Raw genomic sequence first — 12,639 nt, forward strand, 5'->3', positions numbered from 1 at the left:
TATCTAATCATTGCAAAATATCGTGCCCCAACAAGTCGTTTGAATGGATTTATTATACATTTGAATGGTTATTTATGCAATAACAATACTTTTCCATTCATGTTCACACCTTCACAAAAACCCTTTTTGCATGACCATTTTCCTGTTTCTGTATATCTGCAACCCGTCTCTCACCCTCTCTTATAAGTATGCAAAACACCCATTCGCCCCAATTGCTTTGGCCCCTTCTCCCTACAAACAACAAACACCCCGGCCAAGTGTACTCTTGGCCAGGGTGTTGTTTTCATTACTGGTTTACCAGTTCTTTTAATTGCTTGCCTGGTTTAAAGGCTGGGACTTTGCTAGCTTCAATCGTAATTTCTTCTCCCGTTTGGGGATTGCGGCCTGTCCGCGCTGCCCGTTCACGCACTTCAAAATTACCGAAGCCGATCAGGGTCACCTTCTCACCTCCGCTCAGCGCTTCAGAAATCGTTTGAAAAACGCTGTCAATGATCAGGCCCGCCTCTTTCTTTGTTTTTCCCGTGCTTTCCGCTACACGTTCAATCAATTCCGTTTTGTTCATGTTCAACTCTCCTTTAATTTAGGTACTGTCTATGAAAATGCCTATCATAAGGTGTTGACGAGTTTGATCGTTTCTATACCTCTTTTATCTAGCAAACGTCACGGAACAGACTTTTTTCACGCCAGCCTGCCGCAACGGTTTCGCACACTCTCGCACGGTCGCCCCCGTCGTGTACACATCATCGACAATGAGAACAACCTGATTGGCCAATTGCCTCTTCCACGCTCCGTCCGCGAGGATCACACTTCCTCCCAGCGCTGACAAACGTTCTTCGCGCGTCCGCTTGCTCTGGTAAGCTGTATCCTTGTTTCGTACAAGCAAAGGGCACACGGGCAACCTCAATCTCCGTCCCACTTCATCCGCCAGCTTCTCCGCTTGATTAAATCCCCGCTGAATCAATCGCTCTTCATGAAGAGGCACAAACGTGACGAGTGAAATGTTTTCTCTGGCGTAATGCACCCGCGCCACTTCAGCCATCCACCGTCCCATCGGCGTCGCCAAGCCCTCTTTGCCGCGATATTTGAAGAGCCGCACCCACGCCGCCACTTGTTGGGTGTAGGCAACGGGGCTTCGATTCATCACCCTTTCCTCTTCAGCGATCCGAACGCAATCAAAACAGACGTCCGCCGATGGCGCTTTATCAAACCCGCGGCCGCACACTTGGCAGATTGGCTCCCTGATTGGCTGCAACGCTTCCAAGCAAACTGGACAAAAGCGCTTTTCCGGAGGCGCGAATAAACGAGCCTGCATCGGAGTGCCGCAAAACCAACAAGCGGATGAAGGCGGAAACAGAAACGACCACCACTCCTTCAATGTGAATACGCCTCTTTTTGGAGAAATCCTTCTTTTGCCGCCCAATGATTTAGCTGCTTGATCTCTTTCAGCGCCTTGATCTGAGCCTCGGTTCGTTCTTCCGCCACAAACCACACCTCACCCTCTTGATAGTCAGCCCGTCGCCCCACCCGGCCCGCAATTTGCACTAAACCTGCTCGGTCGAATACAGGATGGTCGGCGCCTAACACAAGTACATGCACGCGCGGTACAGTAACCCCACGCTCCAAAATGGTCGTGGTAACCAGCCATTTGCGGCTGCCATCCCTAAACCGTGCCACCTCTTCTTCCCGGTCGGGCTGCGCGGCGTAAACACCGGCGATCTCTTCCTGCGGCCAGCCCTGGCCGATCAACCACGTCACTACAACCTTCACATCCTGCACGCGGGGCACGAACAACATCGCTTGTCCAGATCGCGCCTCCACCTGTTTCAAAAATTGCTTCACAACAGGGATTGGCCGATACCGCCTCAGCTTGCGCCACAATCCCCACACCACCGCCAACCGGGGTTCGGGGAGGGGGAAGCCATGGTGACGTGCTGGCAAAACGACACATGGCAACCGCCCTTGTTTCGCTAAACTTTGCCATCCAGCCGGTGGCGTCGCCGTCAACAGCACTTGTTTGCCCGATGGGGCCAAGGCTCGGTGAAGCCCCTGTTCCAGCGCATGGTTGCCGTACAACGGAAACGCATCAACTTCATCGACGACCATCCATTCAAACGCCTGTGCAAATCGCCACATCTGATGCGCCGTGGCGACAACCACTTCCCCGGTGAGCCAAGCATCCGCCGAACCGCCATGCAACGCCAAGACACGAACCCGATTGAACGCTGGCCTGATGCGCGGTGCCAGTTCAAGCACCACGTCTTTTCTCGGGGTCACCCATGCCACTTTCTTTCCTGCCCGCAAAGCTTCTTCCAACAACGGGAACATCATCTCCGTCTTGCCTGCTCCCGTCACCGCCCAGACAAGAACCTGCCGCGCCGAGCCGCACAAGTGCCCTCTCAACTCTGTCACCGCCCGCCGTTGAGCTACAGTGAGCGAATGTCGGGTCGCACCAACCTGCACTTCAGGCAATGACGAAACGGCGCCTGAAGCCCGCCCCGGTGTCTTTGTAAACAGAAAAAAAGGCGTACAGGTTCGAGAACGGCCCATAATCAGGCACGTTTCACAGACGACACAATGTTCTTGGCAACTGGCGCAAGCTCGCACTACCAATGTGCCCCCACCTGCTCCACACCGTTCGCATCGCCAATGCCAAGCTGGCCGGGCGCTGTCAACTCCCGGCCTCATATCGCATTCCCCTTCCAATATCAGCCATTGCAACACGCGCAGCAATCTTTCTGAAGCATCTGTTTGCCCATGTTTGAACAACAACGCTTCAATCTCTTCCAACAGTAGCGCCCTGCCTGTCAAAAGCGGTATCCACTTCTGTCCGGTCTGTTTCACTTCATCCCAATCCCTGTCAGTAAGCGCCGGCAGTGGTGCCAGCCCCGTTTTCATATGGTGCGGCAGGCTTCGTTTGCGGATGAAGGCGGCGGCCAACCCAACCGAACGGGTTGCGCCTAACCAAGTGATCTGCCGGCCCCGCTCCCGCCAATGCCGCTCATCTACTTCAAGGGCTAGACTCATTCGCCACTCCTCGTCTCCTGCCACCTGATAAAGGGCAATCTTCATCAGAACCTCCTTCGATCGACATAATTTACCATTATTTTGCAATAAACGGACCATTTCCTTTTTTGCGCATTAAAAAACAGGCCGTATCGGCCTGTACGCAGGTGATCCGTATGACACGAAAATAATTCAACTCTCCCGTCTCTTGTCCTTTATACCAACCATCGCTCTGGCAAAGCTACTGTCATGCTTCACGCTAAATTGCGTTCCGATTCATTGTCCCCATTGGCTTCCATTTTGCGCAAATCAAGCACCACCAGTTTTTCCTTGCCCTGTTCCTGTGCCTGCAACCACTTTGAAATGGCCTCATCTGTCTGGTGCTCCTCATCTATGTGCAAAACTTCCAGATGAGGAAAACGATGTATCAACCGTTCGAGGATCGCCTTGGTATCATCTGTGGAGCCTGTGTCGATGCAAGTGATTTTGCCCGGTTTGCCTTTGGCATCCTTCCAACCATGATATGACCGGATCATCCATTCAACCGCTTGCTGGCTGTTTTCCGTGATGAGCACAAGATGGACAGCCTTGTTATGATAAGTGTTTCCATAAAAGTTGGGAATCGTTTTGACCAAAAAAATGACAGCGAAACAAAGGGCTGCACTCCATAGAACCCAATGTTCCATCACATCGCCCCTCCTCTTCTGATCATTCTATGCGAGAAAGGCAGGGTTTGTGTGCATACCTACGACTAGGCTAAATCAGTTGTACCCATCCATACTTCAAGGCAAGCAACACAGCTTGTGTGCGATCCTGGACGTTTAATTTATAAAGGATGTTGCTAACATGGTTTTTTACTGTTTTTTCACTGATATACAAATGTTCACTGATCGCTCGATTATTTTTTCCCTGTGACATCAACCTCAAAACTTCCATTTCCCTATATGTCAACACTTCTTGCCATGAGAGTGGAGGAAGCGAAGCGTAGTGATAATACATCGCCCCCTCCATCCGGCTAAGGCGACGCAGTTCATTCACTAACCGTCCCATCATGATCGGATGGATGTAAACGCCTCCATGAGCGATAACGCGAATCGCTTCTATCAAGGAAGCCATCTTTAGATCCTTCAATAGATATCCTGACGCCCCGGAGCGAATCGTTTCTAGCGCATACGGATCCGCGCGTTCAGACAAGATAAGGATTTTTGTGTGAGGAGCCATTTGACTCAGACGGTACGTCGTTTCCACCCCGTCAACACGGGGCAAATGCAAGTCCAACACCACGAGATGGGGTGCCGTGGTTCCACAGATCAAGGGGACATCGTAGCCATCCATGCATTCCCCAACCAACACCATGTCTTTCTCCTTTTCCACCGCTTGCTTCAATGCTTGGCGGTACTCCGCATCCGCGTCGGCAATAAATACGCGGATCGGCAATGACAGTTCTGTCTCGGGGCGATTCCCGTTGCCATGTCCAGTCTGTGGCTTCCTCTCTTGCAAAGGGCTCACTCCCTTCTCATAATATTCGCTCTTATTTAAATTTTATCACGAAAAGATGAAACTAGAAACTGCAAAGAAACCCGGATCAAACACAAACAAAGGAATTCGCGGATATAACCGCTAACCCTTGCTTTCAATAAACAAATGGAAATTCGACCTTTCTGCCAACCTCTTGTTGTTTTTACAAAAAAACAGCTGGAATGCTGGCAATTGCGACATGCATTTGACGTCAGAGCTACTAGGTGTCAGCACAGGCCTTTCACCGATTGCATTTTTCAGCGCCATGTTATACTTTTAGCCTAGATGTAATTATTCTGAAAAGGTGAGCAATCGTCAACCCTTACTGACAAAATTACCCGTCAAAACCTTTCCCTTATTTATTTATCTTCATGCACCCTCCGCCCCGAAAAATAATTTTCCATCCAGACTCAAAACTTGAAGCCTCTTATGCAGACAGGAGTGAATCCCCATGACCTCTCATCATGTACCTACCGTTTCTGCTGAACCGCGCATCCACCGACGAAAATTCCTCAAGCTGTCCCTTGCCCTTGGTGCGCTCTGTCTCGGCGCGCCGCTTTATGCTGGCATCATTGAAGTAAGCTGGCTGGAAACAACTCGCCTCACTCTTCGCTCGCCGCGCCTGCCCACTTCATTTGACGGGATGCGGATTGTACACATCAGCGATCTGCATTTTGGTCACCACTTCGATCTCTCCCAGTTGGACGTCATCATCGGGCGTGTAGAAGCACTTAAGCCAGATCTGCTCTGTTTCACTGGCGATCTGATCGACGATCAGCTTTTAATCACGGAAGCTAAGAGCATCTCCCGCCGATTTCAACAATGCAACCCGCCGCTCGGCAAGTTTGCTGTACTGGGAAACCATGATTACTTTGGAGACGTGGCGTTGGTCAAACAAGCCCTAAGCGATGGGGGCTTTCATGTGTTGATCAATCAAGTCTACCCACTGGTCAAAGGCACGGATACCCTCTACCTGTCCGGATTGGATGACCATATGGAAGGGCAACCCGACTTGGAAGCGGTGCTGGCCCAATTGCCAAATGACCCCCATGCCTTCCACCTCCTCTTGGCCCATGAGCCTGACTCAGCAGCAACCCATCGCACAGCTCCCATCGATTTGCAATTGTCCGGGCACAGCCATGGCGGGCAAATCCGTTTGCCTTTTTTGGGAGCACCGATCACTCCTCCTGGAGGCCGACGTTATCCGGCAGGTCTCTACCGGCTTAATGAGCGATTTACCTTGTACACCAACCGCGGAATCGGCACCACCATCCTCCCCTTGCGGTTCTTGTGCCGGCCGGAGATCACCGTCCTTGAATTAAAAAGGGGATAACAAAGCAAACGAAAAAGCCCAATGTCAAAATGACATTGGGCTTTTCAATTCGCCTTACAGCACAGCTGCAGCGTCAGCTTTCAACGCTTCCGCTTTATCCGTTTTCTCCCATGGCAGCTCCACATCAGTGCGGCCGAAATGACCGTAAGCAGCCGTTTGGCGATAGATCGGACGGCGCAAATCGAGTTGGCGAATAATTCCGGCTGGACGCAGATCAAAGTGCTTTTTCACCAGCTCCACCAATACCTCTTCGCTCAGTTTACCTGTGCCAAAGGTTTCAACGCGGATGGAAACAGGGCGGGCAACGCCGATCGCGTAAGCCAATTGCACTTCGCACTTATCAGCCAAACCGGCAGCCACGATGTTTTTGGCAACGTAACGCGCTGCATACGCGCCGGAACGGTCCACTTTGGTCGGGTCTTTTCCGGAGAAGGCCCCACCGCCGTGGCGAGCGTATCCACCATATGTGTCAACGATGATTTTGCGGCCGGTCAAACCAGCATCTCCTTGCGGCCCACCGATAACAAACCGACCGGTGGGGTTGATGAAGAATTTAGTCGCTTCGTCCATCATGTCCGCCGGCACGATTGGATTGATCACATGGGTTTGGATATCTTGTTTAATTTGATCCAAGCTGATGTCTTCCGCATGTTGTGTTGATACCACAACCGTGTCAATGCGCACGGGCTTGTCGTCTTCATACTCCACCGACACTTGGGTTTTTCCGTCCGGGCGCAGGTACGGCAGGGTGCCGTTCACACGGACTTCATGCAGGCGGCGAGCCAATTTATGTGCCAAAGAGATTGGCAATGGCATCAGTTCGTCTGTTTCATTGCAGGCGAAACCAAACATAAGACCTTGGTCGCCGGCGCCAATCGCTTCGATTTCGTCTTCGGTCATGGACCCTTCACGTTTTTCCAGCGCTTGGTCAACCCCTTGCGCAATGTCAGGGGATTGCTCGTCAATCGAGGTCAGCACCGCGCAAGTATCCGCGTCAAATCCGAATTTGGCACGGGTGTAACCGATATCGCGGATCGTTTGACGAACCAGCTTTGGAATGTCCACATAGCAAGATGTGGAGATTTCACCCGCTACCAACACCAAACCGGTGGTCACGGATGTTTCGCATGCCACGCGGGCATTTGGGTCTTTTTCTAGAATTGCATCCAGAATGGAGTCGGAGATTTGGTCACAGATTTTATCCGGATGACCTACGGTTACCGACTCAGAAGTAAATATGCTGCGTTTTTTCTCTGCCATTGGTTTTCCCCCTTCGCGCAATCAGTCGCAAATAAAAAACCCTTTCCATCGAGGAAAGGTGCTGTGTTCTCCTTTTGATAACATCCTCGAGACTTTGTGGAGCAAGTCTTCTGCCTTCATCTTCATCTGGTTATAAGGAGACGAGTTCTACATCATCAATAGAATAACCTAAAGACCCTGCAATTACAACTAAGATCTATGGGAAAACAACACTTTTATATGCATCACGTCGCCCCTTCCCGAGCAAGGTGTATACAGGCCATGTTCATGGTGCCGGGCAAGCGGCATCACGACCTGCGGTTGAGCGACCTATTAATCTTTTTTATTTTTGTGGCGTGTACCGGATCACCACATGGTAGGGACGATCCGCTATATTGCCATCGTAATCGCTAATGCAAATCCGGTATCTTCCCGGACCCACCCGAACCCGAATTTCTTCCTGCTCCCCTTCGTCTCCCTGGTCTTCTTGCACATCTATACGCCCCGCAAAAGGATGTTGCAACACGGGGTCGAACCGCGGAGTCAAAGGCCGCACTTCGAGTGTGAGTCGACCTGGCTCGGCGATCCGCAATTCCAACCAATCCCGGTCGTTATGCCGATCCATGGTACCCTCAATGATTTGAATTCCCGGTCTGACAGAAATTACCGCTGCTTGGTCGGCATCATCGTTGGGCTCCATCGCATCGGGGCCGAGGAGATCTTGGCTGGTCAAGCGATAATGCGCCTCCCTTTTATCCAGCCCTTCCACTCTGAGCTGCACATGGCCCACTTCCACCGGAAATCGCACGTTTCCTTGCCTTGAGATTCGCGTGCGGCAGAGCGTACGCCCCCGCTCATCATACGCTTCTAGCAACAACTCGGGAGCAGGCCCTTGCACAGACACTTGCAGTTCCAACCATCCTTTTTGATGGATTTGTTGCTCAAATAGGTCCGGATCGCCGCGCCGGCTCACTCCGTACACTTCTAAGCCACTCGCGATGGGCTTAGCTTCCTCCTTGCGGTCATTTGGCTCATAGGGATCTGGATGCAATGTCCCGCGAATCGCTTGAGCGGCATCTACCTGCCCGTAGCCCATCTGCTCATCCCAACGCCAAGCGGAAGAAGTAGGCCGGCGGGCGGTCTGCATCAAGTGCCGCCTCACCTCTGCCGGTGTGTATTCGGGATGCAATTGCCATACCAAGGCGGCGACAGCAGCCACTTGCGGAGCAGCAAATGAGGTTCCATTCTGCATGAGCGGATTTTCTTCAGGTGTCAAGCGAATATTTTCCCCCGGTGCGACCAAATCAATTCCCGGCCCCCAATTGGACGTGGGGTCGTGCCGGCCGTCCTGGGTAACGGCCCCTACCGCTAGCACGGTGGGATAAGCCGCTGGAAAGTACAACGGGTGATCAAATGCCAAGCGCCCCTGTTCATCATACTTGGCGTTGCCCACCGCCGCTACGATCAACACACCTTTCCGCTCCGCCTCGGCGACAGCCTCTGCCAACGCTGGGTGGTGACGCCAACTTCCTTGAGCCAACACGATAATTCGGGCCTTACGTGAGATCGCCTCTCGGATGCCGGCAATGGTGCGGCTCATTTGGCCATCATTGCCATCTTCCATCACTTTGACCGGCATGATCCGACCTTGCCCCATGGGCGTTCGCCATTGCCCCGCTCCCCACACGGAAGCGATGACTCCTGCCACTTTCGTTCCATGACCCATCCGGTCGTGAGGTGGTTCATCGGGAAAACGAAGATTAACTCCAGGTACCAAATAGGGTTGCAACAGGGGATGCTGCAAGTCGACTCCTGTGTCCACGACCGCTACCACCAGCGGGTCCGTCCCCAACGAATCACTTCGCCGCATGAACGCTTGCCATGCCTCCGGCGCTTTAATCTGCTCCAGAAACGGAAGCCGAAACGCATCGGGTTCTTGCGCTGGCAACGGCTCTGGCTGACCTGCCTGCTCCCGCGCCCGTTCTGATCCGTCAGATGAAACAGAGCCCATGACAAATACAATCGCAAAGATCGATCTCGCAAGCATTCGGACAAATGTCATCGCTCTCACCATTGACCGTGTCAAACAAAAACGGCGCAAAAAATGGACATTCCGTATCATTTCCATCGTCACTGTCCTCGTGTTAGGATTCGGGCTGTACTTTGGTTCGCAAATTTGGGGCGTATTCGCCAACGGTGGCAAAGATCTCAAAAAGTCCGACCTGCGCGAAAAAGAAGTCGAAATCAAAAACGAACCATTCACTGTGCTTTTGCTCGGAACCGACCAGCGGACGACACGTCCCAATGATTGGCGGGCTGATGTCATGATCGTGGCTGCCATCAATCCCAAAACCAAAACGGCTAAAGTCGTAAGCGTTCCACGCGACACCTATATCACCATCCCCAACTCCGGTGGTGTAAAAACGAAAATCAACGCGGCTGCATACTATGGTCGCCAATCCGGTGTGGGCGATGTGGAAAACGTTCGCAAAACCCTGGAAGAATTGCTTCATGTGCCAATCGACTACTACGCACGCATCAATTTCCAAGGGTTTGAAGACATTGTGGATGCATTAGGCGGCATTCAAGTGACTCCCAAGTTCAAATTCACCCAAGCGATGATCGGTGGAGGCTACGCCAAGTTCTATCCAGGAAACACTTACAACCTCAATGGAAAAAAAGCACTGGCTTACGTGCGGGAACGGCATGAAGACCCCCGGGGCGATCTGGGGCGCAATGAACGGCAACGGGAAGTCGTCGCCCAACTGATCGACAAACTGGCCAGTTTCGACGGGGTAACCAAGTTTAGCGAAGTGTCGAAAGCGGTTGGCAAAAACTTTGAATACAGCTTTGATATCACCGATTTCCCAGCTCTGGTGAAGATTTACCAAGGGATTCCGAAACAGAACATCGAAACCATACAAATAAAAGTATTTGACGATAAAGTCCCTGGTTCCGGCGCAGTGTTGCGCATTCCTGAAGAAGAGAAACAACGGATCAGACAACTACTGCAAACGCAATTGGAGTACAAGCCCAAAGAAGGGCAATTGAATAATGAGAACAGTGACGTTGACGGCACAACAGACAGCGGGAGCGATGGCAACTAGGGAGGCCATCACTCCCTTTTCTTTTCCATCCATATGCGGACAGCAACACAAATAGACGAAGCACGTTTACAAACTACAAAACAAAGGGAATGATAACGATACAAAGGCTTTTAATCCCGGCAGATTAGGCGCAATATTCCGCCTTCTTTTATCACATCCGAAAAACCCCCGGCTTCAGCAAATACCGCAAAGAGAGGTATGTGCCATGAACAAAGTGGATCAGCGCCGCGCCCTGCGCAAACGGCGCAAAAAATGGTTCAAATATTTGACCGTAACAGTCATCCTGTTGGTGTTGGGCTTCGGCATTTACTATGGATCCCTGCTGTGGGGCGCCTTGGCCGACAGCAGCAATCGCTTGGATACCTCAGCCTTGCGGGACCAAGAAGTAAAAATCAAAGAAGACCCGTTTACCGTCTTATTGATCGGCACCGATCAACGCACTACCCGGCCCAATGATTTTCGGACTGATGTGCTGATGCTGGCCGCGATCAATCCGAAGACACAATCGATCCTGTTGGTTAGCATTCCCCGGGACGTCTATATGACCATCCCCAATTCCAATGGTGTGAAAACACGCATCAACGCCGCCCCCTTCTACGGTAGGCAATCGGGGGTGGGTGTGGTCGAAAACACGCGGGAGGCTGTGCAAAATCTGCTTCACATTCCCGTCGATTATTATGCGATGATCAATTTTCAAGGGTTTGAAGACATTGTCGACTCCTTAGGTGGAATCGATGTCAACGTGAAGCAATCTTTCTCACAAGCGATGATCGGTGGAGGCAAAGCGGTCTTCCGGCCGGGAATGATGCACTTAAATGGCAAACAGGCCCTCGCCTATGTACGCAATCGCAAAGATGTCGCCGGAGGGGATTTTGCCCGCAATGAACGTCAGCAAGAAGTCATCGGCCTGTTGCTGGACAAATTGGTCAGTTTTGATGGCATCAGTCAATTTTCAAAGATCACATCCGCGCTCGGCAATAACTTCCAACATGGGTTTCGGTTGGACGATATCCCCGCCTTGATCAAAGTGTATCGTGAGATACCCAAACAAAACATCCGTAGCATCCACATCAAAGTGGTCGACATCAAAGTTGGTGGCGCGGATATGCTTGACATCCCACAGTCTGAAAAGAAGCGAATCCGCAAATTGCTCCAGCAACAATTGGAATATCAACCGAAAGCGGAATGGCTCGACCAAACCGATGATAACCTCGCATCTGATGCAACAAATTAATCACAAGAATGTCAAATTTCTTCAACGCCCTGTCCATTGCGCCTGTAAAGAATTTTACTATAATCGAGTTATAATCTTTCCCCGTATCTAAATTCTCAGTATGCATTTTTATATATAAAATCTAAATACTAAAGTTACCAAGACTAATTCATTCATGTAAGGAGCAGACAATGTCATTTGATAAACAAACAACACCTCCCCACAACAACCGCAAGCGCCTAATTCAGCGCATCGCCATCCTTCTTCTGCTTATTGTGGTCGGTGTCGGAATATATTTTGGCACCCAACTCTGGGGCGTCTTCGCCAAAACCGGAAAATCATTAAAAAAATCCACTTGGCGGACGGAAAAAGTGGTCCTCGAGGAAAAAGACCCCTTCACTGTGTTGTTGATCGGTACGGACCAGCGTAGCACCGACCCTAACAATTGGCGTTCCGATGTCTTGATCTTGGCCGCTGTCAACCCTAAAACCAATTCCATCAAATTAATTAGTATTCCCCGGGATTTCTATGTCAAGATCGCTAATACGAATGTAAGAACGAAAATTAACGCCGCCGCAGCTTACGGTCGGATGAAAGGGATCGGCGAAGTAGAAAATATCAGACAAACGATAGAAAACATTTTCCATGTTCCCATTGATTATTATGCTAAAGTAAACTTCAAAGGCTTTGAAGATCTTGTTGATGCTTTAGGCGGCGTTGATGTCAATGTGAAAAAGCCATTCAAACAACGTGCGATCGGCGGAAAAATGATTGTTTTTGAACCAGGACCGCGCCATTTGAACGGCCCTGAAGCCTTAGCCTATGTGCGCAACCGTAAATCATTTGCTGAAGGGGATTTTGCCCGTAATGAACGCCAACGGGAGGTTATCTCGCAACTAATTGACAAAATGACCAGCATCGACGGAGTTACCAAGTTCAACCAAGTTACCAAGGCCGTGGGTAATAACTTTGACCATAGCTTCCATTTCAAAGAGATCCCTTCTCTGATTAAAACATATCAGCAAATTCCCAAAGAAAGAATTGAAACCGTCACCTTTGAAGCCTATCCTAAAATGTATGCCCGCTCCGGTTCGGTCGTCATCATTCCCAAAACGGAAATTCAACGGCTTAGCCAAATTCTGCATCAACAATTGGAGTACAAGCCTGATGATGACATGATTAATAAGACCGAAGGGGAAGAGATCGAATCCCCTGCTAATCGTTGA

11 protein-coding genes are annotated in these 12,639 nt (G+C 50.8%); 4 read left to right on the top strand and 7 right to left on the bottom strand.

Translation table 11 applies throughout. The features are described from left to right. Positions 1–286: 286 nt before the first annotated feature. From EDC32_RS09265 to EDC32_RS09285, 5 genes are all read right to left on the bottom strand, one after another. Positions 287–562 carry an HU family DNA-binding protein gene (locus tag EDC32_RS09265; protein WP_022737438.1) on the bottom strand — a complete coding sequence of 92 codons (276 nt, stop codon included), beginning with the start codon at positions 560–562 and terminating at the stop codon, positions 287–289. Between the two features lie 84 nt (positions 563–646). Continuing rightward, positions 647–1,375: a ComFC family protein gene (locus EDC32_RS09270; protein WP_132221671.1), complete on the bottom strand. Its 729-nt coding sequence runs from the start codon at positions 1,373–1,375 to the stop codon at positions 647–649. Further along, the gene (locus EDC32_RS09275; RefSeq protein WP_158283313.1) at positions 1,372–3,069 is read right to left on the bottom strand and encodes an ATP-dependent helicase ComFA; all 1,698 of its coding nucleotides are present in this window, start codon (positions 3,067–3,069) and stop codon (positions 1,372–1,374) included. The genes EDC32_RS09270 and EDC32_RS09275 overlap by 4 nt, the downstream gene beginning before the upstream one ends. Positions 3,070–3,257: 188 nt before the next feature. Continuing rightward, positions 3,258–3,689, bottom strand: coding sequence for a glycosyltransferase family protein (locus EDC32_RS09280; RefSeq protein WP_022737435.1), 432 nt, complete (start codon positions 3,687–3,689; stop codon positions 3,258–3,260). Positions 3,690–3,759: 70 nt separating this feature from the next. Then, a complete protein-coding gene (locus EDC32_RS09285; protein WP_022737434.1) occupies positions 3,760–4,503 on the bottom strand; it encodes a response regulator transcription factor in 744 nt (247 codons plus the stop codon). A gap of 469 nt (positions 4,504–4,972) precedes the next feature. Between EDC32_RS09285 and EDC32_RS09290 the strand changes: the two genes are divergently transcribed. Further along, the gene (locus tag EDC32_RS09290) at positions 4,973–5,854 is read left to right on the top strand and encodes a metallophosphoesterase (RefSeq protein ID WP_132221675.1); all 882 of its coding nucleotides are present in this window, start codon (positions 4,973–4,975) and stop codon (positions 5,852–5,854) included. Between the two features lie 54 nt (positions 5,855–5,908). Here the strand turns inward: EDC32_RS09290 and metK are convergent, their stop codons facing one another. Together metK and EDC32_RS09300 are read right to left on the bottom strand one after the other, a co-directional pair. Beyond that, positions 5,909–7,114, bottom strand: a complete 1,206-nt coding sequence (gene metK, locus EDC32_RS09295; protein WP_132221677.1) for a methionine adenosyltransferase — start codon at positions 7,112–7,114, stop codon at positions 5,909–5,911. 322 nt (positions 7,115–7,436) lie between these two features. Then, entirely contained in the window at positions 7,437–9,155 is a 1,719-nt protein-coding gene (locus tag EDC32_RS09300; RefSeq protein ID WP_158283314.1) for a S8 family peptidase, read from the bottom strand. Between EDC32_RS09300 and EDC32_RS09305 the strand changes: the two genes are divergently transcribed. The 3 genes from EDC32_RS09305 (at position 9,103) to EDC32_RS09315 (ending at position 12,639) form a co-directional block, all read left to right on the top strand. Next, positions 9,103–10,200: an LCP family protein gene (locus EDC32_RS09305; RefSeq protein ID WP_132221681.1), complete on the top strand. Its 1,098-nt coding sequence runs from the start codon at positions 9,103–9,105 to the stop codon at positions 10,198–10,200. The two genes, EDC32_RS09300 and EDC32_RS09305, sit on opposite strands and share 53 nt — an antisense overlap. Positions 10,201–10,405: 205 nt before the next feature. Next, the gene (locus EDC32_RS09310) at positions 10,406–11,434 is read left to right on the top strand and encodes an LCP family protein (RefSeq protein WP_132221683.1); all 1,029 of its coding nucleotides are present in this window, start codon (positions 10,406–10,408) and stop codon (positions 11,432–11,434) included. Positions 11,435–11,604: 170 nt separating this feature from the next. Beyond that, a complete protein-coding gene (locus EDC32_RS09315; protein WP_132221685.1) occupies positions 11,605–12,639 on the top strand; it encodes an LCP family protein in 1,035 nt (344 codons plus the stop codon).

This window comes from Laceyella sacchari (genome assembly GCF_004343255.1).
GTDB classification, from domain to species: Bacteria; Bacillota; Bacilli; order Thermoactinomycetales; family Thermoactinomycetaceae; genus Laceyella; species Laceyella sacchari.